Origin of the sequence: Streptomyces sp. NPDC051582, assembly GCF_040681715.1 — a bacterium.
Classification (GTDB): domain Bacteria; phylum Actinomycetota; class Actinomycetes; order Streptomycetales; family Streptomycetaceae; genus Streptomyces.
In genome coordinates this window covers 204,856-231,060 of record NZ_JBFAZJ010000008.1, presented here as the reverse complement: position 1 = coordinate 231,060, position 26,205 = coordinate 204,856, and the positions used below count along the sequence as shown (strand labels likewise).

At 73.6% G+C, this 26,205-nt stretch carries 24 protein-coding genes and 1 pseudogene; 17 read left to right on the top strand and 8 right to left on the bottom strand.

What is annotated here, in order from left to right; translation table 11 throughout:
* Positions 1–180: 180 nt before the first annotated feature.
* From AB0M92_RS13960 to AB0M92_RS13930, 7 genes are all read left to right on the top strand, one after another.
* Positions 181–1,278 (top strand): segregation/condensation protein A, encoded by a 1,098-nt coding sequence (locus tag AB0M92_RS13960; protein ID WP_366102355.1) that lies wholly within the window; start codon positions 181–183, stop codon positions 1,276–1,278.
* Positions 1,275–1,895 (top strand): SMC-Scp complex subunit ScpB, encoded by a 621-nt coding sequence (scpB, locus tag AB0M92_RS13955; RefSeq protein WP_366102354.1) that lies wholly within the window; start codon positions 1,275–1,277, stop codon positions 1,893–1,895. The genes AB0M92_RS13960 and scpB overlap by 4 nt, the downstream gene beginning before the upstream one ends.
* On the top strand, positions 1,895–3,442 hold the full coding sequence (locus AB0M92_RS13950) for a pseudouridine synthase (RefSeq protein ID WP_366102353.1): 1,548 nt from the start codon (positions 1,895–1,897) through the stop codon (positions 3,440–3,442). Before scpB ends, AB0M92_RS13950 begins: the two co-directional genes overlap by 1 nt.
* Before the next feature lie 124 nt (positions 3,443–3,566).
* A complete protein-coding gene (pnuC, locus tag AB0M92_RS13945; RefSeq protein WP_366102352.1) occupies positions 3,567–4,166 on the top strand; it encodes a nicotinamide riboside transporter PnuC in 600 nt (199 codons plus the stop codon).
* A complete protein-coding gene (locus AB0M92_RS13940) occupies positions 4,163–5,251 on the top strand; it encodes an AAA family ATPase (RefSeq protein WP_366102351.1) in 1,089 nt (362 codons plus the stop codon). Before pnuC ends, AB0M92_RS13940 begins: the two co-directional genes overlap by 4 nt.
* Positions 5,248–5,982: an NUDIX domain-containing protein gene (locus tag AB0M92_RS13935; protein WP_366102350.1), complete on the top strand. Its 735-nt coding sequence runs from the start codon at positions 5,248–5,250 to the stop codon at positions 5,980–5,982. The genes AB0M92_RS13940 and AB0M92_RS13935 overlap by 4 nt, the downstream gene beginning before the upstream one ends.
* 20 nt (positions 5,983–6,002) lie before the next feature.
* Positions 6,003–7,025: an ADP-ribosylglycohydrolase family protein gene (locus tag AB0M92_RS13930; RefSeq protein WP_366102386.1), complete on the top strand. Its 1,023-nt coding sequence runs from the start codon at positions 6,003–6,005 to the stop codon at positions 7,023–7,025.
* Between the two features lie 189 nt (positions 7,026–7,214).
* Here AB0M92_RS13930 and AB0M92_RS13925 read toward each other — a convergent pair whose 3' ends face one another.
* The 3 genes from AB0M92_RS13925 to AB0M92_RS13915 all read right to left on the bottom strand — a co-directional run bounded on the left by AB0M92_RS13925 (position 7,215) and on the right by AB0M92_RS13915 (position 8,848).
* On the bottom strand, positions 7,215–7,916 hold the full coding sequence (locus AB0M92_RS13925; RefSeq protein WP_366102349.1) for a nucleotidyltransferase domain-containing protein: 702 nt from the start codon (positions 7,914–7,916) through the stop codon (positions 7,215–7,217).
* A 28-nt stretch (positions 7,917–7,944) separates the two neighbouring features.
* Complete coding sequence (locus AB0M92_RS13920) at positions 7,945–8,418, bottom strand: Rieske (2Fe-2S) protein (protein WP_366102348.1); 474 nt, start codon at positions 8,416–8,418, stop codon at positions 7,945–7,947.
* A gap of 88 nt (positions 8,419–8,506) precedes the next feature.
* Complete coding sequence (locus AB0M92_RS13915; protein WP_366102347.1) at positions 8,507–8,848, bottom strand: DUF952 domain-containing protein; 342 nt, start codon at positions 8,846–8,848, stop codon at positions 8,507–8,509.
* A gap of 338 nt (positions 8,849–9,186) precedes the next feature.
* On the opposite strand from AB0M92_RS13915, the gene AB0M92_RS13910 reads away from it, so the two are divergent.
* From AB0M92_RS13910 to der, 4 genes are all read left to right on the top strand, one after another.
* A complete protein-coding gene (locus AB0M92_RS13910; RefSeq protein WP_366102346.1) occupies positions 9,187–10,275 on the top strand; it encodes a prephenate dehydrogenase in 1,089 nt (362 codons plus the stop codon).
* Between the two features lie 138 nt (positions 10,276–10,413).
* Positions 10,414–11,112 (top strand): (d)CMP kinase, encoded by a 699-nt coding sequence (gene cmk / locus AB0M92_RS13905; protein WP_366102345.1) that lies wholly within the window; start codon positions 10,414–10,416, stop codon positions 11,110–11,112.
* A gap of 56 nt (positions 11,113–11,168) precedes the next feature.
* A complete protein-coding gene (locus AB0M92_RS13900) occupies positions 11,169–11,756 on the top strand; it encodes a lysophospholipid acyltransferase family protein (RefSeq protein ID WP_366102385.1) in 588 nt (195 codons plus the stop codon).
* 75 nt (positions 11,757–11,831) lie between these two features.
* Entirely contained in the window at positions 11,832–13,292 is a 1,461-nt protein-coding gene (gene der, locus AB0M92_RS13895) for a ribosome biogenesis GTPase Der (RefSeq protein WP_366102344.1), read from the top strand.
* 34 nt (positions 13,293–13,326) lie between these two features.
* Here der and AB0M92_RS13890 read toward each other — a convergent pair whose 3' ends face one another.
* Positions 13,327–13,713 (bottom strand): hypothetical protein, encoded by a 387-nt coding sequence (locus AB0M92_RS13890; protein WP_366102343.1) that lies wholly within the window; start codon positions 13,711–13,713, stop codon positions 13,327–13,329.
* A 215-nt stretch (positions 13,714–13,928) separates the two neighbouring features.
* A complete protein-coding gene (locus tag AB0M92_RS13885; protein WP_366102342.1) occupies positions 13,929–14,726 on the bottom strand; it encodes a hypothetical protein in 798 nt (265 codons plus the stop codon).
* A gap of 302 nt (positions 14,727–15,028) precedes the next feature.
* Here AB0M92_RS13885 and AB0M92_RS13880 point away from each other — a divergent pair.
* Together AB0M92_RS13880 and AB0M92_RS13875 are read left to right on the top strand one after the other, a co-directional pair.
* Positions 15,029–15,619 (top strand): annotated as a pseudogene (locus tag AB0M92_RS13880) (transglycosylase family protein); the annotation flags it as partial.
* Positions 15,620–15,896: 277 nt separating this feature from the next.
* On the top strand, positions 15,897–16,862 hold the full coding sequence (locus AB0M92_RS13875) for a YafY family protein (protein ID WP_366102341.1): 966 nt from the start codon (positions 15,897–15,899) through the stop codon (positions 16,860–16,862).
* Between the two features lie 386 nt (positions 16,863–17,248).
* Here the strand turns inward: AB0M92_RS13875 and AB0M92_RS13870 are convergent, their stop codons facing one another.
* The gene (locus AB0M92_RS13870) at positions 17,249–18,355 is read right to left on the bottom strand and encodes a phosphatase PAP2 family protein (RefSeq protein ID WP_366102340.1); all 1,107 of its coding nucleotides are present in this window, start codon (positions 18,353–18,355) and stop codon (positions 17,249–17,251) included.
* Between the two features lie 305 nt (positions 18,356–18,660).
* Positions 18,661–19,776, bottom strand: coding sequence for a hypothetical protein (locus AB0M92_RS13865; protein WP_366102339.1), 1,116 nt, complete (start codon positions 19,774–19,776; stop codon positions 18,661–18,663).
* Positions 19,777–20,074: 298 nt separating this feature from the next.
* Between AB0M92_RS13865 and AB0M92_RS13860 the strand changes: the two genes are divergently transcribed.
* Positions 20,075–21,775, top strand: coding sequence for an MFS transporter (locus AB0M92_RS13860; RefSeq protein WP_366102338.1), 1,701 nt, complete (start codon positions 20,075–20,077; stop codon positions 21,773–21,775).
* 106 nt (positions 21,776–21,881) lie between these two features.
* Positions 21,882–23,051, top strand: coding sequence for an acyl-CoA dehydrogenase family protein (locus tag AB0M92_RS13855; RefSeq protein WP_366102337.1), 1,170 nt, complete (start codon positions 21,882–21,884; stop codon positions 23,049–23,051).
* A 42-nt stretch (positions 23,052–23,093) separates the two neighbouring features.
* Here the strand turns inward: AB0M92_RS13855 and sepF are convergent, their stop codons facing one another.
* Positions 23,094–23,543, bottom strand: a complete 450-nt coding sequence (sepF, locus tag AB0M92_RS13850; protein WP_366102336.1) for a cell division protein SepF — start codon at positions 23,541–23,543, stop codon at positions 23,094–23,096.
* Between the two features lie 282 nt (positions 23,544–23,825).
* Between sepF and AB0M92_RS13845 the strand changes: the two genes are divergently transcribed.
* Together AB0M92_RS13845 and AB0M92_RS13840 are read left to right on the top strand one after the other, a co-directional pair.
* The gene (locus AB0M92_RS13845; RefSeq protein ID WP_366102335.1) at positions 23,826–25,169 is read left to right on the top strand and encodes a DUF5685 family protein; all 1,344 of its coding nucleotides are present in this window, start codon (positions 23,826–23,828) and stop codon (positions 25,167–25,169) included.
* Between the two features lie 94 nt (positions 25,170–25,263).
* Positions 25,264–26,112, top strand: coding sequence for a DUF1684 domain-containing protein (locus tag AB0M92_RS13840; RefSeq protein ID WP_366102334.1), 849 nt, complete (start codon positions 25,264–25,266; stop codon positions 26,110–26,112).
* Positions 26,113–26,205 lie beyond the last annotated feature (93 nt).

Sequence of the window (26,205 nt, the reverse complement as noted above, 5' to 3'; positions counted from 1 at the left end):
GCCGAGCGCCTGATTTCGGGCGTCGCCGGGTCGGAGGGCATTGCCGGGACGGCGGCCCGTCGTGCCGGTCCTGCGCGGCTTTCCTTCCCGGGCGGGTCCGCGGGAGGGAGGCGGGCGGAGCGTGGCAGCCTTGGGGTGGCTCCGCCGACCGACGTCTCTTCCGCACCGCCTTGGACCCCGATGCCCCCTCCCGCAGATCCCAGCCGCCCCGCCCGCCGCAGTCTGGGGCGCGGGCCGGGTGCCCGGGACGCGTCCGAGCAGCAGGACGCGCACGCACCCCCCGCGGGACCCACGGCCGCCGGGCGGCGGGGCGAGAACCCCGCTCCGCCCGCCGAGGCCGCTGACGCGCCCGCTGAGCCCCGTACGCCCGCCGGGGTGGCCCCCGAGGCCGCCGAGGGGGTCGCGGCCGCCGAAGGGGCCGTGGAGGCGCCTCACGGGGCTCCTGTGGCTGCCGGGGTGGCGGCGGGCGGTTCCGGCGAGACCGGCGGGCGGTTCACGCTGCGGCTGGCCAACTTCGAGGGGCCCTTCGACCTGCTGCTCCAGCTGATCTCCCGGCACAAGCTCGACGTCACCGAGGTCGCCCTCTCCAAGGTCACCGACGAGTTCATGGCGCACATCCGCGCCATGGGCCCCGACTGGGACCTCGACCAGACCACCGAGTTCCTCGTGGTCGCCGCGACCCTCCTCGACCTCAAGGCCGCCCGCCTGCTGCCCGCCGCCGAGGTCGAGGACGAGGCCGACCTCGCCCTCCTGGAGGCCCGCGACCTGCTCTTCGCCCGGCTGCTCCAGTACCGCGCGTACAAACAGATCGCCGAGATCTTCGAGTGGCGCGCCGAGAGCGAGGGTCGCCGCCACCCGCGCACCGTCGGCCTGGAGGACCACCACGCCGAGCTCCTGCCCGAGGTCGTCATCGGCATCGGCGCCGAGGGGTTCGCCAGGCTGGCGGTCAAGGCCATGCAGCCCAGGGCGAAGCCGCAGGTCTACGTCGACCACATCCACGCCCCGCTCGTCAGCGTGCGGGAGCAGGCCGCTCTCGTGGTCGCGCTGCTCAAGGCGCGCGGCGAGGCCACCTTCCAGGAGCTCACCGAGGACGCCGGCGACACCCTCACCGTCGTCGCGCGCTTCCTGGCGCTCCTGGAGCTCTACCGCGAGAAGGCGGTGGTCCTCGACCAGGAGGACGCGCTGCGGACACTGACCGTGCGCTGGAGCGGCGGGGACGGCGACGGGATGCCGACCGTCACCGACGAGTTCGACCGGATCGTGGAGGTCAAGGAATGAGCGACGTGGCCGGGCTCGCGCTGAAGCCCGCTCTGGAGGCCGTCCTCATGGTCGTGGACGAGCCCGCGACCGAGGCGCACCTGGCCAAGGTGCTGGACCGCGCCCCGCGCGAGGTCGCGGACGCCCTGCGCGAGCTGGCGGACGAGTACACCGTCCAGGGGCGCGGCTTCGAGCTGCGGCTCGTCGCCGGCGGCTGGCGGTTCTACACCCGGGCCGAGTACTCGGCGGCCGTCGAGCGCTTCGTACTGGACGGCCAGCAGGCCCGGCTGACCCAGGCGGCGCTGGAGACCCTGGCGGTGGTCGCGTACCGGCAGCCGGTGAGCCGTTCGCGGGTCTCGGCGGTCCGCGGAGTGAACTGCGACGGGGTCATGCGGACCCTGCTCCAGCGCGGTCTGGTGGCCGAGGCGGGCACGGAACCCGAAACAGGTGCGATCCTGTACAGGACGACGAACTACTTTCTGGAGCGGATGGGCCTGCGCGGCCTGGACGAGCTCCCGGAGCTCGCGCCCTTCCTCCCCGAGGCGGACGCGATCGAAGCCGATACGCAAGAGGGTGTTCCGTCGTTCGATCCGGATGCACCGGATACCGATGAAGACGACAAGACGACGGAACTTTGATGCGAAGCAGCGGCAACGGCAACGGTGGCAACAGGAACAGCGGCGGCGGTGGCGGCGGCGGGCGTGGTAACTCCCGCGGCGGCAGCTCCAGCGGCGGCGGTGGCGGCTACCGCGGTGGCGGCTCCGGCGGCAGCGGCTCGGGAGGCGGCTCCCGCGGCGGCAGCTCGGGCGGCGGCTACCAGGGCGGCTCCCGTGGTGGCAGCTCGGGCGGCAGCTCGGGCGGTGGCTACCAGGGTGGCTCCCGCGGCGGCAGCTCCGGCGGTGGCTACCAGGGCGGCTCCCGTGGTGGCAGCTCGGGTGGCGGCTCGGGCGGTGGCTACCAGGGTGGCTCCCGTGGTGGCAGCTCCGGCGGTGGCTACCAGGGCGGCTCCCGCGGCGGCAGCTCCGGCGGTGGCTACCAGGGCGGCTCCCGCGGCGGCAGCTCCGGCGGTGGCTACCAGGGCGGCTCCCGCGGCGGCAGCTCGGGTGGCGGCTACCAGGGTGGCGGCTCCGACCGCGACCGCGAGCCCGCTCCCCGCATCCGCAACCCCCGCCCCGAGGAGCGTCGCTACGACGTGGGCCCCGAGGGCGAGCGCAGCCGCGGCGGCGGCGCCAACGCCGGTCGCGGCGGTGCCCGCGGCGACTCGGCGCGCGGCGGGGCCAAGGGCGGCCCCCGCACCTCCAAGACCCCCGGCATCGGCGGGGCCGGCGGCCCGCGCAGCGGCCCCGGCAGCCGCAGCGGCCAGTCCCGCCCCCGCGAGCTGGAGGCGCGGATCGAGGAGCGCGTGCGCGACCGGTACGCCGACAAGCCCGTGATCAAGACCCCGAAGACCTTCCCGGGCGCCGAGGAGGAGGGCGAGCGCCTGCAGAAGGTGCTCGCGCGGGCCGGCATGGGCTCGCGCCGCGCGTGCGAGGAGCTCATCGAGCAGGCCCGCGTCGAGGTCAACGGCGAGATCGTGCTGGAGCAGGGCAAGCGCGTCCAGCCGAAGGACGAGATCAAGGTGGACGGCCTGACGGTCGCCACCCAGTCGTACCTGTTCTTCGCGCTGAACAAGCCGGCCGGCGTCGTCTCCACCATGGAGGACCCGGACGGCCGCCAGTGCCTCGGCGACTACGTCACCAATCGTGAGACGCGTCTCTTCCACGTCGGCCGGCTCGACACGGAGACCGAGGGCATCATCCTGCTCACCAACCACGGTGAGCTGGCCCACCGCCTCACGCACCCGAAGTACGGCGTGAAGAAGACGTACGTGGCCGCCATCACCGGCTCGCTGCCGCGCGACATCGGCAAGCGCCTCAAGGACGGCATCGAGCTGGAGGACGGCTGGGCCCGCGCCGACAACTTCCGCGTCCTGGACCAGCTCGGCAAGAACTACATGGTCGAGGTGACCCTCCACGAGGGCCGCAAGCACATCGTCCGCCGCATGCTCTCCGAGGCGGGCTTCCCCGTCGAAAAGCTCGTCCGGACCTCCTTCGGTCCCATCGAGCTGGGTGACCAGAAGTCCGGCTGGCTGCGCCGCCTGACCAACACCGAGGTCGGCATGCTCATGCGCGAGGTCGGTCTGTAACCCCTCCCAGAGGTTCGAAAAGCCCGCAGTGCCCCGTGGCACTGCGGGCTTTTTCGGCTTGTCAGGGACCCGCCGCGTTGTTTATAGTCAGGGTGACTATTAAAGAACGAGGGGGTCGGCCGTCATGAGCTGGACCGAAATCCTGGGCTTCGCCACCGGAGCCCTGTGCGTCTGGCTCGTCGCCCGGCAGCACGTGGCGAACTGGCCCATCGGCATCGCCAACAACGTCTTCTTCATCGTGCTCTTCGCCCAGTCCGGCCTGTACGCCGACGCCGGACTCCAGATCGTCTTCATCGCCCTCGCCGCGTACGGCTGGTGGTCCTGGACCCACGGGGGTGGACCAGGAACCGCCGAGGCCCTGCCGGTGCGCCGCACCACGCGCGCCGAATGGGCCGTGCTGGCCGCGGCGGGGGCGGTGGGGGCGCTCGGGCTCACGATCCTGCTGGGCCGGGTCACCGACTCCACCGTCCCGTTCTGGGACGCGCTGACCACCGGGCTCTCGCTCATGGCCACGTACGGCCAGTGCCGCAAGCTGGTCGAGTCCTGGTGGCTGTGGATCGCCGCCGACCTCGTCTACATCCCGCTCTACGCGTACAAGGGGCTGTACTTGACCTCGGCCCTGTACGTCGGCTTCCTCGCGCTCTGCGTGGTCGGCCTGCTGGGCTGGCGGCGCACGCTCCCGGCGCGCGGCTCCCGTACGGCGGCCTCGGCGGTCACGGCATGAGCCCCGCGAAGCGCTACGCCCACGGGCTGGTCCTCGGCAAGTTCTACCCGCCGCACGCCGGCCACCACCACCTGGTGCGCACCGCCCAGGAGCGGTGCGAGCGGCTGACCGTGCTGGTGTGCGCGGCCTCCGTGGAGTCGGTGCCGCTCGCCGACCGCGTGGCGTGGATGCGCGAGGCGCACCCGGGGGCGCAGATCGTCGGAGCGGTCGACGACATCCCGGTCGACCTGCACGACCCTGCGGTCTGGGAGGCGCACATGGCGGTCTTCCGGGGCGCGGTGCCGCAGCGCGTCGACGCCGTGTTCACGTCGGAGGCGTACGGGGCGGAGCTCGCCCGGAGGTTCGGGGCCGAGGAGGTCTGCGTGGACCCGGAGCGCACCCGCTTCCCCGTCTCGGGTACGGCGGTTCGGGCGGACCCGGCCGGGAACTGGGAGTTCCTGGGGCCGGCCGTACGGGCGGCCCTGACCCGGCGGATCGTCGTGCTCGGCGCCGAGTCGACCGGTACGACGACCCTGTCGCGGGCGCTCGCGGCGCACTACCGGGCGCGCGGCGGGGTGTGGGCCGCCACGGGCTGGGTCGCGGAGTACGGGCGCACGTACAGCGAGGAGAAGCTGGCGGCGGCGCGGGCGGCGGACCCGGCGGCCACCTGGGAGGACGTGTCCTTCACGGCCGCGGAGTTCCCGGTGATCGCGCGGCGCCAGGACGCGGAGGAGGAGCGGGCCGCCCGGGCGGGTTCACCGGTGCTGATCTGCGACACCGACTCCTTCGCGACCGGCATCTGGCACGAGCGGTACACGGGCGGCCGCAGCGAGGAGGTCGAGAAGATCGCCGCGCTGACGCACCGGGACCTCTACCTGCTGACGGACCACGCGGACGTGCCCTTCGAGGACGACGGGCTGCGCGACGGCGAGCACCTGAGACCGTGGATGACGGACCGGTTCCGCGCGGAACTCACCGACACCGGCAGGCGTTTCCTGGTCGTGCGCGGCGACCGCGAGGCGCGGTTGGCGCAGGCCGTCGAGGCGGTCGACGCGCTGCTGGCCGGCGGCCGGCAGTTCGCGGACCCGCTGCCGGAGCACCGATGACGACGGCGGCCTACGACCCGCGGGCGTTCGAGCCCTTCGCGGTGACCGTGGACCTGGCGGTGTTCACCGTCCGGGGCGGGGCGCTGCACGTCCTGCTGATCCGGCGCGGGCAGCAGCCGTACGAGGGCGCCTGGGCGCTGCCCGGCGGCTTCGTCCTGCCGAGGGAGTCCGCGGAGACCGCGGCCCGCCGGGAACTGGCCGAGGAGACCGGCCTGCCGCAGACGCTCGTCGCCGCGCTGCACCTGGAGCAGCTGCGCACGTACAGCGAGCCGGACCGCGATCCGCGGATGCGGGTGGTCTCGGTGGCCTTCACCTCCCTGGTCCCGGACATGCCGGAGCCGGCGGCGGAGGGCGGCGGGGACGCGGCGCAGGCTTGCTGGGTACCGGTGGGGGAGGCGGCCGGCCTCGCCTTCGACCATGCGCTGATCCTGGCGGACGCCCGGTCCCGGGTCGGCGCGAAGCTGGAGTACACCTGCCTGGCCACGGGGTTCTGCCCGCCCGAATTCACCCTCGGGGAGCTTCAGTCGGTCTACGAGGCCGTCTGGGGCACCACGCTGGACCGGCCCAACTTCCGCCGCAAGGTGCTGGCGACGCCGGGCTTCGTCGAAGCCGTGCCGGGTGCGGCCCGCCTGACCGCGGGACGCGGGAAACCGGCCGCGCTGTACCGCGCGGGGCCGGCGACCGCCCTGCACCCGCCCCTGCTCCGCCCCACGGAAGGACACGCGAAGTGACACGTGAAGCGACCCGCGAAATGGCCACGGCCCCGAAGAAGCAGGCGGCGACCGGAGCCCTCCTCGGCCTCGCCCTGGGCGACGCGCTGGGCTTCCCGACCGAGTTCAACGACGTCCCGTCCATCCTGGCGAAGACCGGACCGTGGCGCGAGATGCGGCTGCCGCGCCCGGCGATCGTCACGGACGACACCCAGATGACGCTGGCTCTGGCGCGCGGCATACGGACGGCGGCGGAACGCGGGCACGTGGGCCCGCTGCGCCTGACCCGCCCGGTCCGGGAGGAGTTCGTCGACTGGTACCACTCCCCGGAGAACAACAGGGCCCCGGGCAACACCTGCCTGCGGGCGTGCAGCCTCCTCGACGCACCGGACCGGGACTGGCGGGACGCCAGCCAGATCGGCTCGAAGGGCTGCGGGGCGAACATGCGCGTGGTCCCGGTGGGCCTGGTCCCGGGCTGGACGCAGGAGGAGCGCGCCGGCGCGGCACAGCTCCAGTCGGCCCTCACCCACGGCCACCCGACGGCCCTCGCGGCCTGCGACCTGACGGCCCGGGCGGTGTACCTCCTCGCGCAGGGGACCGAGGTGACCGGCCTGGTCGGGCAGCTGCGCTCGTACGCCCTGGACCAGCGCACCCGCTACCACGAGCGCTGGCTGGGCGACCTGTGGATGCGCACGGCGTCGGACGCGAGCCCGGAGTCCTTCATGGCCCGGGGCTGGGACGAGTGCCTGGCCGCCCTGGACCGCCTGACGGCGGCCCTGCGGACCCCCTCCCCGGAAACGGACCCGTGCCTGACGACGGGCGACGGCTGGATCGCGGAGGAGGCGCTCGCCACGGCCCTCCAGTGCTTCCTGCTCTTCCCGGAGGAACCCCTGACGGCCCTGCGCCGCGCGGCCTGCACCAAGGGCGACTCGGACTCGATCGCCTGCCTGGCCGGCGCCTTCGCCGGCGCCCACCTCGGCGCCGGCGTCTGGCCCCGGGACTGGGAGGGCCGCATCGAGTACCGGGACGAACTCCTGGCCTTCGGCGCCCTCTGGGATGCTTGATCCACGTTGGACGCACCCGCGTATCGACCCGACCCCCGTGGTGGCGGAGCAGCCCGACCCGCTGCGCCACGCGTGCCGGGCGCCGCTCACCGGCATCCACCTGATGCGGTCGTCCGAGGTGCGGGCGCACCTGCCGAGCGCGGGTCGGCGTACGACGCCCCCGACGCGTTCGTCGTCCGGCGCCGGACCCTACGCGGCTGACGTGCGGCGGGCGCGCAGGAGGAAGTCCTCCACGCGGGCCCGGTCCGGTTCCGCGGGCAGGGGAGTGGTGGCCAGGGCCGGCTCCGACTCCTCCTGGAGGCGGGTCATCCAGGCCTCGACCTCCGGCCAGGTCAGTTCGCCGCGCCTGACCGCCAGGAGGCGGTCGCGGTGCTCCGTGGCGTCGATCGTCAGGCGGCCCGTGCGCAGGAGGTCGCGGCAGGACAGGAGCAGCCGCAGCAGGTGCATGGCGTGCTTCCAGCGCGGGGCCCCGTGGACGCGGACGTCCGCGAGGAGTTTCGCGTGCTGGGAGACCGCGTACCGGGTGAAGGTGGTGTGCGCCCGGCGGGACAGGAAGGCCTCCCGCAGGGAGAGGAGTTCCTCGCCCTGCGGGGTCAGCCGTTCCACCAGCGGGGAGTGCAGGCACTCCAGGATGTTCGGGTTGGCGCGCAGGGCGAGTTCGCAGAAGCGCTCCAGCTCCCAGGAGAACTCCTCCTCCCGCGGACCCTCCACGTGCGTCGGCGGCTTCTCGAAGCGCCAGAAGAGCGGAGTCGGGGCGAGGTAGACGCCGCGCCGGTCGGTGTCGCTCGCCCCCGTCGCCAGACCGAACGCCCGGGATCCCATCACGCACGCGTAGATCGTGTGGTCGCGTACGAGGGTGAGGGCTTGCGGGGGCGTCGTCTGCTCGTTCATCCCGGGAGCCTAGGCCGGGACGGGCGGGCTACGCGAGCGAGATCTCGCCGTCCGGGGCCACCGTGATCTGCTTCTCCGCCAGGGGGCGGGTCGCCGGGCCGTGGGCCACCGCGCCGTCGGTGATCTGGAACTTGCTGCCGTGGCAGGGGCAGTCGATGGTGCCGGCCGCCACCTTGTTCACGAGGCAGCCCTGGTGCGTGCACACCGCCGTGAAGCAGCGGAAGGACCCGGCCGTGGGCTGGGTGACCACCAGCTTCTCCTCCTTGAGGACCGTGCCGCCGCCCACCGGCACCGCGGAGGACTTCAGGAGCGCCTTGCCCGTTGCCGGCGAGGGGGAGGACGGGGAGGACGGGGCCGCGGCCTGCGGGGTGGAGGGGCTGCCCGGTTCGCTATTCGGGCCCTTCTCCTCGCCGCCGCACGCGGTGAGCGTGCCGCCGCCCAGCGCGACGGCCGCTCCTGCCGCCAGTACCGTACGGCGGGCCGTCGGCGTGGGGTCGCTCATGGGGTGCTCCTCGATCGGGTCGCTCCGGGATGGCGAGCAGCATCCTGGCGCCTCCCGGGCCCCAGGAGAAGCCCCCGCGCCGCCCGGCTCAGGAGCCCCGCTCCCAAGGGACGAGTTGCGCCGGGGAGTCCGGCGTGCGCACGACCTCCCAGACGCGGACCACGGCCGCCCGGTCCAACGGGCCGTGGACGTGCGGGTAGCGGCCGCCCGATTCACCCTCGCGGCGGACTTCCGAGGTCAGGGCCCGCTCGTCGAGTTCGACGGCCAGCAGCGGACCCGGTGCCCCGCGGTAGTGCGCGTCCGCGATCGCGAGCACGGTCGGGCGGTCCGCCGAACAGTGCACGAAGCCCTCCGAGTCGAGGGAGGCGGGGGCGTACGGGAGCTCGGGAGAGGCGGTCCAGTCGGCGAGCGGCACGATGTGGAAGATCATGCCGATCGTTCTACCCCAGGAGGCGCCGAACGGTTGCACCAAGTGGCGGAAGGGGTCGGAGCAGGTGACATTGCCCGTGTCCCGAACAGATCGCGCGGTCGCTGCCGCAGGCCGTCGACGAGCTGAGCCCGGGCGGCTCGATCCCGGGCGGGTCGATCGAGGACGTCGTCCGGCAGCAGAACCTCTGGTCCACCGGCAAGCCGACAGCGGCGAGGGTCCGGCCTCCGTCCCACATGACGGGCCGCCGGGCCCTCGCGCCGTGTGCGCTGGCTACTCTGGGCCTGACTTGCCGTTACCCCTCACCCACCCGTCGTCACCCGCATCCCTGGAGCGTCCCCGTGAGAACCGCCGTCGTGATCGGAACCGGACTGATCGGCACCTCCGCGGCGCTCGCCCTGACCGCCCGCGGGATCACCGTCCACCTCTGCGACCACGACCCCGCCCAGGCCCGCACGGCCGCCGCCCTCGGCGCCGGCACCGACGAGGCCCCCGAGGGCCAGGTCGACCTCGCGATCGTGGCCGTACCGCCGGCCCACGTCGCCGCGACGCTGGCCGAGGCGATCGGCCGCGGCCTGGCCCGGGCGTACGTGGACGTGGCCAGCGTCAAGGGCGGGCCCCGCCGGGAGCTCACGGCCCTCGGCGTGGACGTCACGGCGTACATCGGGACCCACCCGATGGCCGGCAAGGAGCGCTCGGGCCCGCTCGCGGCGACGGCCGACCTCTTCGAGGGCCGGCCCTGGGTGCTGACCCCGACCCGGGACACCGACCACGAGGTGCTCAACCTGGCGCTCGAACTGGTGGCCCTGTGCAAGGCCGTACCGGTGGTCATGGACGCCGACGCGCACGACCGGGCGGTCGCACTCGTCTCGCACACCCCGCAGCTGGTGTCCAGCATGGTCGCCGCGCGCCTGGAGGAGGCCGACGAGACGGCGGTGCGGCTGTGCGGTCAGGGGATCCGGGACGTGACCCGCATCGCCGCCTCCGATCCGCGGATGTGGGTGGAGATCCTCTCGGCGAACCCGGGCCCGGTGGCCGACGTCCTCGCCGGGATCGCCTCCGACCTGGAGGCCACGGTGGACGCGCTGCGCGGGCTCCAGTCGGCGGACGTCGAGGAGCGGCGCGGCGGCGCGGCCGGCATCGAGGACGTCCTGAAGCGGGGCAACGCGGGCCGGGTCCGGGTACCGGGCAAGCACGGCGCGGCGCCCATGGTGTACGAGACGGTCGCCGTGCTGATCAGCGACCAGCCGGGCGAGCTCGCGCGGATCTTCGCCGACGCCGGGCGGGCCGGGGTCAACATCGAGGACGTACGGATCGAGCACGCCACGGGCCAGCAGGCCGGTCTGGTCCAGCTCATGGTCGACCCGAGGGCCGCCGCCTCCCTCACCGCGGAGCTGCGCGAACGCGGCTGGGCCCTGCGCCAGCAGTAGTCCCGGAAGCGGCCCGGCGCCCCTTCTCGGCGGTACTCCCCGGTACTGGGCGGCGCCCGCGCCCGGGGCCGGTAACCTTGGGGAGGGGCGCTTTGGCGCGCCCGGACACGTACGCGCAACCAGGAAGGTGCCCGCACCGTGGAAACCGCAGCTCCGTCCGCCGTGATCGTCGCCATCGACGGTCCCTCCGGCACGGGCAAGTCCAGCACCTCCAAGGCCGTGGCCGCCAAGCTCGGGCTGCGCTACCTGGACACCGGTGCCCAGTACCGGGCCATCACCTGGTGGATGATCACCAACGGGATCGACACCGACGACCCGCACGCGATCGCCGTGGCGGCCGGCAAGCCCGGCATCGTCTCCGGGACGGACCCGGCCGCGCCGACCATCACGGTCGACGGCCTGGACGCCTCCGGCCCGATCCGCACCCGGGAGGTCACCTCGAAGGTCAGCGCCGTCAGCGCCGTCCCCGAGGTGCGCACCCTGATCACCGAGCTCCAGCGCTCCATCGCCGCCTCGGCGGAGGGCGGGATCGTCGTCGAGGGTCGGGACATCGGCACCACCGTCCTGCCCGACGCCGACCTCAAGATCTTCCTGACCGCGTCCCCCGAGGCCCGCGCCGCGCGCCGCAGCGGGGAGCTGCGCGGCAAGGAGGCCACGGACCTCGCGGCCACCAAGGAAGCCCTGATCAAGCGCGACGCCGCCGACTCCGGCCGCAAGACCTCCCCGCTGGCCAAGGCCGGCGACGCCGTGGAGGTCGACACCACCGAGCTCACGCTCGACCAGGTGATCGAGTGCGTCGTCACGCTCGTGGAAGAGAAGCGGGCGGGGCGCCAGTGAGCGCTACGCCCTCCCTCAAGGGTGCGGCGCTCGGCCGGCGGATCGGCATCGGCCTCATGTACGGGCTGTGGAAGCCGCGCGTACTGGGCGCCTGGCGCGTCCCCGCCTCGGGGCCTGTCATCCTTGCCGTGAACCACGCGCACAACATCGACGGACCGATGGTCATGGGCACCGCCCCGCGGCCGCTGCACTTCCTCATCAAGAAGGAGGCGTACGTCGGCCCGCTCGGCCCGTTCCTGGACGGGATCGGCCAGGTCAAGGTCGACCGTACGGGCGTGGACCGGGGCGCGATCGGCAAGGCGCTCGCGGTGCTCGAAGGCGGCGGCGCCCTGGGGATCTTCCCCGAGGGCACCCGCGGCGAGGGCGACTTCGCCTCGCTGCGCGCCGGGCTCGCGTACTTCGCGGTCCGCAGCGGCGCGCCCGTCGTGCCCGTGGCCGTGCTCGGCAGCACCGAGCGCCGAGGGCGGCTGGTCCGCGGACTGCCGCCGTTCAAGAGCAGGGTCGACGTCGTCTTCGGCTCCGCCTTCGACGCGGGCGACGGCACCGGCCGCCGCACCCGTACGGCCCTGGACGAGGCCACCCTGCGCATCCAGAGCAGGCTGACCGCCCACCTGTCCGACGCCAAGCGCCTCACCGGGCGCTGAGCGAGACTTGACCCAGTAGTGGTCCCGCGCTGCGCGGGCACCACCGACCACCACGAACGACGAGGAACGGACTTCATGAACGACCAGCACGACCACGGAGCGCTCGGCGATGCCGAGTACGCGGAGTTCATGGAGCTCGCCGCGGAGGAAGGCTTCGAGGCAGAGGACGTCGAGGGCGCGATCGCGGAGGCCGGCCACGGGCCGCTGCCCGTGCTCGCCGTCGTCGGCCGCCCGAACGTCGGCAAGTCGACCCTGGTGAACCGCATCATCGGCCGCCGCGAGGCGGTCGTCGAGGACAAGCCCGGTGTCACCCGCGACCGCGTCACGTACGAGGCCGAGTGGGCCGGCCGCCGGTTCAAGGTCGTCGACACCGGCGGCTGGGAGCAGGACGTCCTCGGCATCGACGCCGCCGTCGCCGCCCAGGCCGAGTACGCCATCGAGACGGCCGACGCGGTCGTCTTCGTCGTCGACTCCAAGGTCGGCGCCACCGACAGCGACGAGGCCGTCGTCAAGCTGCTGCGCCGGGCCGGCAAGCCCGTCGTCCTGTGCGCGAACAAGGTCGACGGCCAGAGCGGCGAGTCCGACGCGGCCTCCCTGTGGTCCCTGGGCCTCGGCCAGCCGCACCCGGTCTCCTCGCTGCACGGCCGCGGTACGGGCGACATGCTCGACGCCGTCCTGGAGGCGCTGCCCGAGGCGCCCGAGCAGACCTTCGGCGGCACCCCGGTGGGCGGCCCCCGCCGCATCGCGCTCATCGGCCGTCCGAACGTCGGCAAGTCCTCGCTGCTCAACAAGGTCGCGAAGGAGGACCGCGTCGTCGTCAACGAGCTGGCCGGCACCACCCGCGACCCGGTCGACGAGCTGATCGAGCTCGGCGGCATCACCTGGAAGTTCGTGGACACCGCGGGCATCCGCAAGAAGGTGCACCTCCAGCAGGGCGCCGACTACTACGCCTCCCTGCGGACGGCCGCCGCCGTCGAGAAGGCGGAGGTCGCGGTCATCCTGATCGACACCACCGAGACGATCAGCGTCCAGGACCAGCGCATCATCACGATGGCCGTCGACTCCGGGCGCGCGATCGTGATCGCGTACAACAAGTGGGACGAGCTCGACGAGGAGCGCCGCTACTACCTTGAGCGCGAGATCGAGACCGAGATGCAGCAGGTCTCCTGGGCCCCGCGCGTCAACGTCTCCGCGCTGACCGGCCGCCACATGGAGAAGCTGGTCCCGGCGATCGAGACGGCCCTCGCGGGCTGGGAGACGCGCGTCCCGACCGGCCGGCTGAACGCCTTCCTCGGCGAGGTCGTCGCGGCCCACCCGCACCCGATCCGCGGCGGCAAGCAGCCCCGCATCCTGTTCGGCACCCAGGCGGGGAGCAAGCCGCCGCGGTTCGTCCTCTTCGCCTCGGGCTTCCTGGAGCACGGCTACCGGCGCTTCATCGAGCGCCGTCTGCGCGAGGAGTTCGGCTTCGAGGGGACGCCGATCCACATCTCCGTGCGGGTGCGCGAGAAGCGCGGCGCCCAGCACAAGAAGAAGTAGGGCGGATCAGCGGCGGGGGTTTGCCGGTCCGGGGTCAGTAGCCCCGGCGCGGAGCGGGCGGCAGGGCCGCCGGGATGTGGTGCATCCCGGTGTGGTGCTGCCGCCCGTTGGCGTACGCGGGGCCCGCGCCCGCGTGCTCGCCGCCGCCGGTCGCGGACCCGGCGTACGCGTACGAGGGCTGCGGTGCGGGGGCGTACGAGGCCGGCCACGGGTCCGTCTGCCATGCCGAACCATTCCAGCCGCTCCCGTACGAGCCGCCGCCGTACGGGGCGACGGCGCCCGCGTGCGAGCCCCCGTACGAGAACGCCGTGAACCCGAGGTCCTCCTCGCCCGTACGGTCGCCCGGCAGGGCCCGGAAGGCCCGCAGGTACTCCGAGTACAGCGCGTCGTAGATCGGCGTGTGCGAGACGGCGGGGCGCATCGGGGAGACGGCGCTCGCGTGGGCAGGGGCGCGGGGTGGGTCGTATGAATGCACGTATCAGCCAACGAACCCGTGGCCCTGCGGATGCGGGCGGGAAGCATAAAAACGCAGATCGCCGGGGGTGCGCGGGATGGACCGCGTACCCCCGGCGCAGGCCGCGCCGCCCCTGTTCGAGGCGCGGCGCGGCCGTTCCGGGCTCCCCTGCGGGACGGGGATCAGGCGCCCGTGGTGCCCGCCAGCGGCATCGAGGCCGCCACGAGCTTGCCGCCGGCGGCGGCCTTGTCCAGCGCGTCGCGGAGCAGGTCCTCGCGGGGCTGCTGGCCGATGGAGCCGACCGGGGCGGCGTAGATGAGCACGCGCTGGGTCTTGTTGACGGCGGCGCGCCAGCCGTCGGTGACCGACAGCGCCTGGTGCGCCTGCCACCAGGCGATCTGGCCGCCGCCCTCGGCGCCGGGCTGGAGCACGGCGTGCAGCTGGCCCGCCGCGAGCAGCACGGACCAGCCGCCCAGCGGGGAAGGCAGTTCGGCGGTGTCGGTGACCGGGACGAACCCCTGCTCGATGAGGAGCGGCAGGAAGTCGTCGCCGGGGCCGGTGGTGCCGGGGCGGGCGATCGGCGCGGTCGGCTCGACCACGAGGGCGGGGTGCAGCTCGCCGCCGATCAGGACCAGGCCGCTGGTGATGCCGAGGACGGCCTGGCCGCCGGGCACGTTCTGCGGGGCGTTGCCGCCGGCGGGGCTGTCACCGGTGATGCTGCGGACCGCCCCCTGGAGCTGCTCCTCGGAGACGTTGACCACCTGGGAGGGGATGCAGCCGGCGTGGGCGAAGGCGAGGACGGCGGTCTCCTCGCCGACGAACAGCACCGTGCTGGTGCGGTCGGTCTCGGGGTCCCCGGGGGTGCGGCAGGAGGTGCAGTCGTAGCTGCGCGGTGCGTCGTCGCCGGTGAGCAGCCTCTCGGCTTCTTCGTCACCGATCTCGGCACGTACCTCATCACTGACGTCGAGCATGCGGGGCACGGGCTGGCTCCTCGGATTGGGCGAGCGGGGGCGGCCGGGCGGTTCCCGGCTCGCCGGGCTCAACGGCGCAGCGGCGGCCGGGGTCACGCCGTTGGAGGGAACGGAATCGAACCTGGCCCCCGGAGGGGTGAACGTTCGGACCGGAGCTTTGTTTTCATGCCAACTCTTTTCCGCATGCGTGCAGTTGGTGGTCGGTACTGGCCGTTTGCGGCGGGAGCGGCGGCTGCGCCGACCGGGTGGGCTGCGGGACGGGCCGCGTGGCAAGCGCGGGAGGGGGCCGCGGCGCTGCGTAGCGTGACGCGATGCCCGACCTCCGGATCCGGCGGGCCGCCCCGGCGGCCGCCGCCGCAGCTGCCGCGCTGGCTCTCGTCCTCGTACTCCCGTCGGGGGCCGGCGCGGCCCCGCCGCCCCCCGCGCCCGGGCCCGCGGGTGCGGCCCACCCCGGCTCGCCCGGGATCATCGGGACCGGCCCGGGGGACTGCGGACCGGGCGGGCAGTGGCCCTGGGACTGCGTGGCCGACTGCGAGAGCAGCGGGCGCTGGGCCGTCAACACCGGCAACGGATTCTACGGGGGCCTGCAGTTCTGGCAGCCGACGTGGGAGGAGTACGGGGGGCTGGTGTTCGCGGCGCGGGCCGATCTGGCGAGCCGGGAGCAGCAGATCCGGGTGGCCGAGGAGGTGGTGGGCTTCCAGGGGTGGGACGCGTGGCCGGTGTGCTCGAAGCGGTACGGGCTGGCCGGGCGCATGCACGCGGTGCGGGCCGGGGACACGTTGGAGAAGATCGCCCGGCGGTACCGGGTGAAGGGCGGCGGGCAGGCCCTGTACGAGGCGAACCGGACGGTGATCGGCCCGAAGCCCCAGTCACTGGTGGTCGGCACGCTGCTGGCCCTGCCACCGTCGACGCCGCCGTCGGCTCCCGCGCCGGTCCCGGTGACGACGCCCGCCCCGGTCCCGACGCCCGTCCCGGCCCCGGTGCCGTCGCCGGTACCCGCCCCGAAGCCGGTTCCGTCGCGGGCCCCGGTCCCGGCTGCCCCGGCGGCCCCGAAGCCGGCGGCGAGCCCGCCGGTCCCGGCCCGTACGCCGGCCCCCGCGGCCGTACCCGCTCCCTGACGGGGCGTCGGCCCGCCCGGGCGATTCGGACGCGGGCCGGGGTACCGGCAGACTGCTCGGCATGCTGGAGACCTCCGCACGACTGCTGCGCCTGTTGTCCTTGTTGCAGGCCCACCGCGAATGGACCGGCCCCGATCTCGCGGAGCGCCTCGGTGTGACCCCGAGGACGGTGCGGCGCGATGTGGACCGGCTCCGGGAGCTCGGCTACCCGGTGAACGCCAGCCCCGGTACCGGCGGCGGCTACCAGCTGGGCGCCGGGGCCGAGCTGCCGCCGCTGCTGCTCGACGACGACGAGGCCGTCGCCGTGGCGGTGGGCCTGCGGACGGCCGCCGGCAACGGGGTCGAGGGGATCGGGGAGGCCTCCGTACGGGCGCTCGCCAAGCTCGAACAGGTGCTGCCGGGGCGGCTGCGACGGCGGGTGTCGGCGCTCAACGAGTTCACCGTGCCGATGCTGCGCGGTCCGGGACGGGCCACCGTCGACCCCTCCGTGCTGACCGAGCTCGCCGCCGCGTGCCGGGACGCCGAGCGGCTGCGCTTCGACTACCGGGACCATGCGGGCAGCGTCAGCCGCCGCGCGGTGGAGCCGCACCGGCTGGTGTGCACCGAGCGGCGCTGGTACCTGGTCGCCTGGGATCTGGACCGGGAGGACTGGCGCACCTTCCGCGCCGACCGGATCGAGCCCAGACCGCCGCACGGGCCGCGCTTCACCCCGCGTCCGGGGCCCGCCGAGGACCTCGCCGCGTACGTGTCGCACGGCGTGTCGCAGGGCGTGTACGCGGCCCGGGCGGTGCTGCGGCTGAAGGTGTCGGCGGAGGCGGCGGCCGCGACCGTGGGGCCGAGCCAGGGGGTCCTGGAGCCGCTCGACGCCGAGAGCTGTCTGCTGCGGACGGGCGCCGTGAGCCTCGACGTCCTCGTCATTCACGTGATGCTGCTCGGCTGTGAGTTCGAGGTGGTGGAGCCGCCGGAGCTGGCGGACCGGATCAGAGCCGCCCGGGACCTTCTCGGGCGGGCCGTGGAGAAGATGTAAGGAAACCGAGGGGGGTTGACCCGCCGTGCCGGGAGGGTCACCGCAATCCCCGGATGAATTCCGGGGGTCCCGGAAGGAATGCGAAACGGGATGTGCGCGGGGCTCGTCTCGCACCGGAAAAAGAATGGCGCACGGCTGTTTTCACGGCGGTGCGGATGAAGCCGGGCCCGTCAAAGAACTGTCGACATTCCGTGACCCAAGCGTGACCCGGTACGGACGAACCTCCGGGCGCTGCGCTGACGTTCCGGTCAGGTGCGCGAGGGAGATCACCGAAATGGCCGAGGCGGGCCGGGTGGTGACCCGGCCCGCCTCGGTGGTGCGGGGTGAGGTGGTGCGTACCGCCCCGCGGTGTTCTCGTACGGCCTGCGGCGTCCCCGTCCGGGGAGTCAGCCGCCGGTGGCCGGCCGGGCCGCGGCCCGGCCCGCCGCGGGCCGCTCGGTGTGGGCCGGGCGGCGGCTGCCGGCCGGCGTGACCGGGGTCCGCTCGGACCGGATCAGGTGCGGCCGGCCGGAGACGTGCGCGGCGGGCCGGGGCGCCGGGGCGTGCCCGGCGCTCGCGGCGGAGGCCTGCACGCCCGCCGGTACGGCCACGGCGGCGGGTTCCTGCGCCCCGGCGGCGCTGCCGGCGGCGCCGGTCGGGGAGGCCCCGTCGGTCAGGCGGAGCTGCCACTTGCCGCCCGCGGAGAGCAGCGGGGTGAGCGCGGTGGCGACGGGGACGGGCACGGTTCCGGTCTCCAGGCGACGGCGCAGCCGCTCCCGGAGCGCGAAGACCCGGGCCTCGGCGCCGGCGATCAACGGCTCGAACCAGGGCAGCGCCAGCATGATCAGCAGACCCGCGGACCAGCCGAGCAGCACGTCGCTCACCCAGTGGGTGCCGAGGTACACGGTGGTGGCGCCGACGCTCAGCGAGACGACGGCGGACACCACGGACAGCACCCGCCGGGTGACCGTGGTGGAAGCCAGGTAGGCCAGGATTCCCCAGGTCACGACGGCATTGGCGGTGTGGCCGGAAGGAAATATATCGCCGCCGGCGAAGAGTTCGGCGGAGCCGATCTGCGTGGCGTAGTGCGGGCCGAGCCGGCCGAGGCCGAGCTTGACGGCGCCGACGGTGATGTTGAGCAGGAGCAGCGCCACGCCGAGGGTGATCAGCGGGCGGAGGGTGTGCTGGCGCCAGGAGCGCCAGCCGAGCCATGCGGCGACCATGACCGCGGTGGGCCCGCGCTGTCCCAGGACCACGAGGTAGTCGAGGAAGGCGTGCAGCTGCGGCCACTGCTCGTAGGGGCGGAAGAACATGACCTGCCAGTCCAGGCGGACGAGCCAGGACGTGGTCAGGACGGCCACCACGATCGCGAGGTAGAACGCGAGGGTCGATCCGAGGAGCACGACGCGGTGCCGGCTCATCTGCGGTGTTTGCAGATGAGCCGGTCGCTCTGGTTCCCGGTCCAGCCGGGCGAACACCCGCTCCGGACGGGTCAGGATTTGGTCGGTACGCACTCAATCGACGTTACCGCGCGCCGATGGGCGGCCCGGTCGAATCACGGGCTTTGTGATGACCATGTGATGTGGAGTTGGTCTCACGTGGAGCTTAATTCCTGGCATTCGGGCATTAGTTGGAGGTGGCTTGATCCATTGCCCTGGCCATTGTTTCGCATGCTTAGCAGCGCTTTATCGCCGCAGCTCAATTACTTTGCTGAAAGATGGATCGGAATGATCCATTCCGTTGCGCGGCCCCGGCGAGGCGGCGCAACGGCCCCGGCGAGGTGCCCGGCGCGAGCCCGGCCTGATCGGCAAGGCACCCCCTACGGCGGTCCCGAGCCGTTCAGCCAGAAGGCCCCGTACACCGCCGATGCCAGCGCCAGCGCGCCCAGCGCCGCGGCCGCCCGCCCGGTCCGCCACCGGGCCAGCGCCACCGCTGGCGCCAGCAGCAGCGGGAACGCCGGGAGCAGCAGCCGGGGCTTGGAGCCGAAGTACCCCGACGCGCACAGCGCCAGCGCCACGACGATCCCGCAGTAGACGAGGAGCGCGGCCGGCTGGCGCTGCCGTACGCACAGCGCGTACAGCCACAGCACCAGCGCGACCCCCGCGATCAGAGCGACCCCGGCCAGGGCGCCGGTGGGGGAGGAGGCCAGCCTCGCCCCGATGAAGCGGGCGAACGCCCAGCCGCCGTCGAAGCCGTTGCCCCAGCCGGCCTGCACGTCGAGGTAGCCGAGCAGCCCGCCGCCGGTGCGCGTCCCGACCCACAGCACGTACGCGGCCGCGCCCAGCGGGGCCAGCGCCACCCCCGCCGCCATCCGCCAGGACCGCTCCCCGCGCCGCCACGCCAGGACGGCCGCCACCCAGACCGCCGCCACCACCGCTGCGCCGACCGGACGGGTCAGCCCGGCCCCGGCCGCGAGCAGGCCGGCCGCCGGCCACCGGCCGCGCAGCGCCCCGTACAGGGCCCAGGCGGCCAGCGCCGTGAACAGCGACTCGCTGTACGCCATCGACTGCACGATCCCGACGGGCAGCGCGGCCCAGACCCCGGCGGCGAAGATCCCGGCCCGGCGGCCGTACAGGAGGTCCGCGACGGCGAAGATCCCCCAGGCGGCCGCGAGGCCGGCCACGGCCGAGACCACCAGTCCCGCGGAGCCGTACGAGAGCCCCGTCGGAGCCGCCACCAGCCGCTCCAGCCAGGGCAGCAGCGGGAAGAAGGCCAGGTTCGAGTGCACGTCCCCGTTGGGGAGGAGCACCTCGTAGCCGTACCCCTCGGCGGCGATGCGGGCGTACCAGAGCGAGTCCCAGCGCGCCGACAGCAGCGTGTGCGGGCTGCTGCCGACGGCCGCGCACCAGAGTGCGAGCACGGTCAGTCCGAGCAGCCGGACCGCCGCGAAGACGGCCAGGGCGGGCGCGGCCCGGCGGAATCCAAGATCTTTCACGGGCATGATTATCGGTGGCGTCCGGGTGTGCCGTCGGCGCAGAACCACGGGTCGTGACCGTGCGTGTACAAGGAGGAGGGGAGAAGCGGAGACCGGGGTGAGGCGAGTGGCGCACACCACACGGCGGTCGCCGCCGGGGTGAGAGCTTGGCCACGTGTCGGACACACGAACTCGCGTACGCTGACGCTTCACTCGCGTGTCGATGCCGGACCCCGTAGGACGCCGCACAGTGCACCACCCCCGTGGCTCCGCAAACGCTGGTCCGCCGAGTGCGAGCGATCATCTGGGAGGTACATGCATGTCGGGGACGAACGCGGCATCCTTCCGGCTGCGGCTGCGCGCCGCCTCCGGCGGGGCCAACCGCTGGCTCGTCCTCGCGGTCCTCTGCGTGAGCCTGGTCCTCGTCGCGCTCGACGCGACGATCCTGCACGTCGCCGTCCCCTCCGTCACCGAGGACCTGCGCCCCGGCTCCGTCGAACTCCTGTGGATCGTCGACGCCTACCCGCTGGTCTGCGCCGCGCTGCTGATCCTCTTCGGGACCCTCGGTGACCGCGTCGGCCGCCGCCGCATACTCCTCCTCGGCTACGGGCTCTTCGGCGCGGCCTCGGCCCTGGCCGCCCTGGCCGACAGCGCCCAGGTCCTGATCGCCGCCCGCGCGCTGCTCGGCGTCGGCGGCGCGATGATCATGCCCGCCACCCTCTCGATCCTGCGGCAGGTCTTCCCCGACCGGCGCGAGAGGGCCCTCGCCATCGGCATCTGGACGGCCGTCGCCGCCATCGGCGCGGCGAGCGGACCGGTGCTCGGAGGCTTCCTCGTCCAGCACTTCTGGTGGGGATCGGTCTTCCTCATCAACATCCCGCTGATGGCACTGATCCTTCCGCTCGGGCGCCGGCTGCTGCCGGAGTCGCGCGGCGCCGCCGATGGGCCGTGGGACGTGTTCGGCGCGCTCATGGCCGCCGCCGGCGTGCTGGGCTTCGTCCTCGGGGTCAAGCGGATCGGCGCGGAGCGGCGGCTCTTCGACGCCGAGGCGCTGGTGCCGCTGCTGGTGGGCGTGGCGCTGCTGATCTTCTTCGTACGTCGTCAGAAGCGGCGTACGCACCCGCTGATCGACATGCGGATGTTCTCGCGGGCCGCGTTCTCCACGTCCGTCGGCTGCATCGTGCTCGCCATGCTGGCGCTGGTCGGCCTGGAGCTGATCGCGGTCCAGTACTTGCAGCTGGTGCTGCACCTCAGCCCGCTGGAGACGGGGCTGCGGCTGCTGCCGCTGACCTTCGCGGCCATGGCGGCCGGAGCCACGGGGTCGTACACGCTGGCCCGGGTCGGGCCGCGGACGATGGTGTCGCTGGGCTTCGTGCTCACCGCGTTCGCCGTGCTGCTGCTGACCTTCATGGGGCAGCAGGACCGGCCGGTGCTGCTCACGGTCGGGTTCATCCTGCTGGGCTTCGGGCTCCAGACCACGCTGTTCGCGGCGTACGAGTCCATGCTGAGCGAGGCTCCGGCGGCGACGGCCGGCGGGGCGGCCTCCATAGGCGAGACCTCGTACCAGCTGGGCGCGGGGATGGGCATCGCACTGCTCGGCAGTGTCATGAACGCGGCCTACGCGCCGGGGCTGACGCACGTGCCGGGGGTGTCGGCTTCGGACGCGGCGGGGGCCGCGAACTCCCTGGGCGAGGCCTACCAGATCGCGGGGGCGCTCGGAGGTGCGGCGGGGCAGTCGCTGTACGCGGCGGCGCGGCACTCGTTCGTACACGGGCTGCACGTGACGCTGGTGGTCAGCGCAGGGCTGCTGCTGGCGGGGGCCGTGATGGCACTGAAGCTGCCCCGGGTGATGGAGTGTGCGGACCCCGCCGAGCGCGATGCCGCCGGGCGTGACGCCACGGAGCGCGATGCCGGTGGCGAGCCGGTCCGCCTCCCCGCCCAGACGGGTCCCGACGCCGAGCGCATCCCGGCGGCGAAGCAGACGCCCGACCGGGACCCGGCCGCAGCCCGTCCGGCCTGAGGCCGCCTTCCCGCCGCGCGGGCAGGCGGGGGGTGGACCGCGGGCCGTCGCGCCGACAAACTTGCAGCGCTAGGTTTCGTATCGCCGGTCCGCACCAGGAGGCGCCGTGCCCTTCGTACCCACCGATCCGCTCGGGATCGACGAGCTCCTCGCGCCCGAGGACCTCGCCATCCGCGACACCGTGCGCGGCTGGGCCGCCGACCGCGTGCTGCCGCACATCGCCGGGTGGTACGAGAGCGGCGAGCTGCCCGGGATCCGGGAGCTGGCCAGGGAGCTCGGCGCGCTCGGGGCGCTCGGCATGTCGCTGGAGGGGTACGGCTGCGCCGGGGCCTCGGCGGTGCAGTACGGGCTCGCCTGCCTGGAGCTGGAGGCCGCCGACTCCGGGATCCGGTCCCTCGTGTCGGTGCAGGGCTCGCTCGCCATGTACGCCATCTGGAAGTACGGCTCCGAGGAGCAGAAGCAGCGCTGGCTCCCCGGCATGGCCGCCGGCGAGCTGATCGGCTGCTTCGGGCTGACCGAGCCCGACGTCGGCTCCGACCCGGCCGCCATGCGCACGTACGCGAAGCGCGACGGCGGCGACTGGGTCCTCAACGGGCGCAAGATGTGGATCACCAACGGCAGCGTCGCGGCCGTGGCCGTGGTGTGGGCGCAGACCGACGAGGGGATCCGCGGCTTCGCCGTCCCCACCGACTCGGCCGGGTTCTCCGCGCCGGAGATCAAGCACAAGTGGTCGCTGCGGGCCTCCGTGACCAGCGAGCTGGTCATGGACGACGTACGGCTGCCCGCGGACGCGGTGCTTCCCGGGGTCACCGGGCTCAAGGGGCCGCTGGGCTGCCTCAGCCACGCGCGGTACGGGATCATCTGGGGGGCCATGGGCGCGGCGCGCGCCAGCTTCGAGGCCGCGCTCGACTACGCGAAGACGCGCGAGCAGTTCGGCAAGCCCATCGGCGGCTTCCAGCTCACCCAGGCGAAGCTGGCGGACATGGCGCTGGAACTCCACAAGGGCATCCTGCTCGCCCACCACCTGGGCCGGCGGATGGACGCGGGCACCCTGCGGCCGGAGCAGATCAGTTTCGGCAAGCTCAACAACGTCCGCGAGGCCATCGACATCTGCCGCACCGCGCGGACCATCCTCGGTGCCAACGGGATCTCGCTCGAATACCCCGTCATGCGGCACGCCACGAACCTCGAATCGGTGCTCACCTACGAGGGCACCGTCGAGATGCACCAGTTGGTGCTGGGCAAGGCGCTCACCGGGCTCGACGCCTTCCGGTGACGATTCCCCGGCTGCCGCCGGGACGTGGACGTACCCCCAGGCTCAGCTCTGGTTGAAGAAGTCGCGCGAGCGGCCGCCGGGCTCACCGCTCACGATCTGGGTGTCGGCCGGGGTCAGCAGGAAGACCCTGGTCGCCACCCGCTCGATCGAGCCGCGCAGGCCGAAGGTCAGGCCGGCCGCGAAGTCGACCACGCGCTTGGCGTCGGCCGGATCCATGGACGACAGGTTCACGATCACCGGGACGCCCTCGCGGAACAGCTCACCGATGCCGCGCGCGTCACGGAAGCCGTCCGGGGTGACGGTCGCGATCCGCCGGCCCTGCTCGACCGCCGAATCCGAGGCGACCTTGACCCGGGGGTCGGTGACCCACTGGTCGCCGGGGCCCGAGACGGAGCCCTGGGCGGCCTCCGCGTAGTCGTCGTCGTAGTAACGCTCGTCGTCGCTGTCCTCCACGAGACCCAACCAGGCACTCGCCTTGCGTACCGAACCCATGGACGCCTCCTTTCACCGCGGTCAGTTGTCTTCTCTCCGCTGCCCCTATGGTCGTCCATGATGCTGACAACGCGCCAAGTGGATAGCCGCCGCGCAGGGGTTTCGTGACGGTACTGGTGCAGAACATCCGTTGCACCGTCAAGCCTCCTGGCGGCTACCGCTGCTGACTGAGTGAAAATACGACCGCTGCTGCCGTGTGGGTGACCCACGCGGACGTACGGGTGAACGATCCCGCTCGATACGATGCGCATCACGCACGCGTATGACACACGGGGGACCGTTTTGTTCGGCATCGTCAGACCCTGCACGCACCGGCTGGGGGAGCGCTTCAAGACCGAGTGGATGGCCCATCTCTGTGGGCTCTGCCTGGCACTTCGCAAGGACCACGGACAGTTCGCGCGAATCGTCACCAACTATGACGGGCTGCTCGTATCCGTTCTGACGGAGGCTCAGTCCGGACCCGCTCCCGGCTCGCGTCGCACGGCGGGTCCCTGCCCGCTGCGCGGGATGCGGACCGCGGCGGTGGCCAAGGGGGAGGGCGCGCGGCTCGCGGCCGCCGTCTCGCTCGTCCTCGCCTCGGCCAAGGTGCGGGACCACGTGGCGGACCGGGACGGGCTGTTGGCCCGCGCGCCGATCGCCGCCGCCGCGCGCAAGGTGGCCCGCGGCTGGGACCGGGCCGGCGCCCGCACCGGCGCCTCGCTCGGCTTCGACACGGCCGTCCTCGTCGACGCCGTGGACCGGCAGGAGGGCATCGAGACGCTCGCCGGCCCCGGCACGCCGGTGCTCGTCGTGACCGAGCCCACGGAGACCGCCACCGCCGCCGCCTTCGCCCATACCGCGCACCTGGCCGGACGGCCGGGCAACGCCCCCGCGCTCGCCGAGGCCGGCCGCTATTTCGGGCGTCTCGCACACCTGCTGGACGCCGTCGAGGACCAGGCCGCTGACGCCGCCGCGGGCGCCTGGAACCCGCTGACGGCCACCGGGACCCCGCTCGCCGAGGCGCGGCGGCTGGCCGACGACGCCCTGCGCGGCATCAGGCTGGCGCTGCGCGAGGTGGAGTTCGCGGACGCCGGGCTGGCCCACCGGCTGCTCGTGCACGAGCTGAAGACCTCGGTGGACCGGGCCTTCGGGGTCAGCGGCTGCGGCCACGCGGGCGGGCTCGCGGGCGGGCTCGCGGACATGAACGCCGCGGGGCAGGGCGGCCACGGGGTGCCGCCTCAGGGTTACGGACCGGGCCAGGCGGGCCCGTACGGCAGCGGCCCGTACGGGGGCGCCCCGTACGGCGGCCAGAGCGGTCACGGCGCTCACGGGGGGAACCCGTACGGCGGTGGCGGCGCGGGTGGGCCCGGCGGGCCCTGGGTGCCCGGGCCGCCCGGGGGCCCCGGCGGCGGGCTGCCCCCGCAGAAGCCGCGCCGCGGACTGCTCGCGGGCTGCGCGGTCTCCATCGGGCTGTTCTGCACCTGCCAGCTGTGTTGCGCCGACCACGAGGGCCCGTGGTCCCGCAAGAAGCGGGACGCGTGGTGCGAGGCCTGCGACTGCGGCAACGGCTGCCCGGACTGCAGCGGCTGCTGCGACTGCTGCAACTGCGACGGGTGCTGCTGCGACGGCTGCGGCTGCGACTGCTGAGAGCCGCGCGGGCTTGAGGGCCCGTCAGTTCCCGCGGGGCCGGACGGCGTACAGGGAGATTCCCGTCCGGGCCCGTGTGGAAGGGGTGAGCGGCATGAGCGATGACGCAGATGACGCAGATGACGCAGATGAAGCGGACGATCCGAAGACCGCCTGGCGGACATGGCACGAGCGCCGGGTGGCTTCCGTGTCCGCCCCCTACGGCCCCCTGTCCCTCATGGGCACCCACTGGCTCTCGGACTACCCGGAAGGTCGAATTCCGGCCGTTCCGGGGCGTTGGCGCGCAATCGAGGGCGGCGTGGCTCTGCGGGCCGAGGCCGAGGACGGTCTCAGCCTCGACGGCGAACCCCTCACGGGTGACGCGGTGCTCGCCGCCGACGAGGCCCCGCCCGCCCGTTCTCGGGTCGCCGCCGCCCACGACCTCCGGATCACCGTGATCCGGCGCGAGGGTGAGTGGGCGGTCCGGGTCTTCGACCCCGGATCCGCCGCCCGCCGGGCCTTCGCCGGCATCGAGGCCACCCCGTACGACCCGGACTTCGTGCTGCCGGGGCGCTTCCGCCCGTACGGCGAGGACCGGACCGTCCAGGTGGCGAACGCCGACGGGCGGGCGCGCGGGCTCGGTCTCGGCGGCGAGCTGAGCTTCGCGTACCGGGGCTCGGAACACACCCTCCAGGTGGCCGTCGACGAGGACGACGGCAGCCTCTGGGCCGTGATCGGCGATGCCACCGGAGGAAGCTCCAGCTACCGCTTCCGCTTCCTCAAGCCGGGGGTGCCGGACCCCGTGGACGGTTCGGTCACCGTGGACTTCAACCGGACCGTGCTGCCGCCCTGCGCCTTCGCGGACCATTTCATCTGCCCGTTCCCACCACCGGGGAACACCCTGCCCTTCGAGGTCGCGGCGGGCGAGCGGAGGCTGAAAGATGCCCTTGCCGCCCGAATCTGACGCCGAGACACTCCCGACAGCGCCTTCCGGGGGCTTGTCAGGGGCACGACGAAATCCAGTGCGCCCGCCGTACCCCCGGCTGCGCCTCACGGG

Excerpts from the sequence above, each read along its gene's own strand:
- AB0M92_RS13925 (WP_366102349.1), bottom strand. The coding sequence starts at position 7,916 with ATGAACGAGCAGACGACGCCCCCGCAAGCCCTCACCCTCGTACGCGAC.
- AB0M92_RS13950 (WP_366102353.1), top strand. The coding sequence starts at position 1,895 with ATGCGAAGCAGCGGCAACGGCAACGGTGGCAACAGGAACAGCGGCGGC.
- AB0M92_RS13940 (WP_366102351.1), top strand. The coding sequence starts at position 4,163 with ATGAGCCCCGCGAAGCGCTACGCCCACGGGCTGGTCCTCGGCAAGTTC.
- AB0M92_RS13890 (WP_366102343.1), bottom strand. The coding sequence starts at position 13,713 with ATGCGCCCCGCCGTCTCGCACACGCCGATCTACGACGCGCTGTACTCG.
- AB0M92_RS13875 (WP_366102341.1), top strand. The coding sequence starts at position 15,897 with ATGCTGGAGACCTCCGCACGACTGCTGCGCCTGTTGTCCTTGTTGCAG.
- AB0M92_RS13915 (WP_366102347.1), bottom strand. The coding sequence starts at position 8,848 with ATGATCTTCCACATCGTGCCGCTCGCCGACTGGACCGCCTCTCCCGAG.
- scpB (WP_366102354.1), top strand. The coding sequence starts at position 1,275 with ATGAGCGACGTGGCCGGGCTCGCGCTGAAGCCCGCTCTGGAGGCCGTC.
- AB0M92_RS13900 (WP_366102385.1), top strand. The coding sequence starts at position 11,169 with ATGTACGGGCTGTGGAAGCCGCGCGTACTGGGCGCCTGGCGCGTCCCC.
- AB0M92_RS13920 (WP_366102348.1), bottom strand. The coding sequence starts at position 8,418 with ATGAGCGACCCCACGCCGACGGCCCGCCGTACGGTACTGGCGGCAGGA.
- AB0M92_RS13935 (WP_366102350.1), top strand. The coding sequence starts at position 5,248 with ATGACGACGGCGGCCTACGACCCGCGGGCGTTCGAGCCCTTCGCGGTG.
- AB0M92_RS13860 (WP_366102338.1), top strand. The coding sequence starts at position 20,075 with ATGTCGGGGACGAACGCGGCATCCTTCCGGCTGCGGCTGCGCGCCGCC.
- AB0M92_RS13960 (WP_366102355.1), top strand. The coding sequence starts at position 181 with ATGCCCCCTCCCGCAGATCCCAGCCGCCCCGCCCGCCGCAGTCTGGGG.
- sepF (WP_366102336.1), bottom strand. The coding sequence starts at position 23,543 with ATGGGTTCGGTACGCAAGGCGAGTGCCTGGTTGGGTCTCGTGGAGGAC.
- der (WP_366102344.1), top strand. The coding sequence starts at position 11,832 with ATGAACGACCAGCACGACCACGGAGCGCTCGGCGATGCCGAGTACGCG.
- AB0M92_RS13930 (WP_366102386.1), top strand. The coding sequence starts at position 6,003 with ATGGCCACGGCCCCGAAGAAGCAGGCGGCGACCGGAGCCCTCCTCGGC.
- AB0M92_RS13840 (WP_366102334.1), top strand. The coding sequence starts at position 25,264 with ATGAGCGATGACGCAGATGACGCAGATGACGCAGATGAAGCGGACGAT.
- pnuC (WP_366102352.1), top strand. The coding sequence starts at position 3,567 with ATGAGCTGGACCGAAATCCTGGGCTTCGCCACCGGAGCCCTGTGCGTC.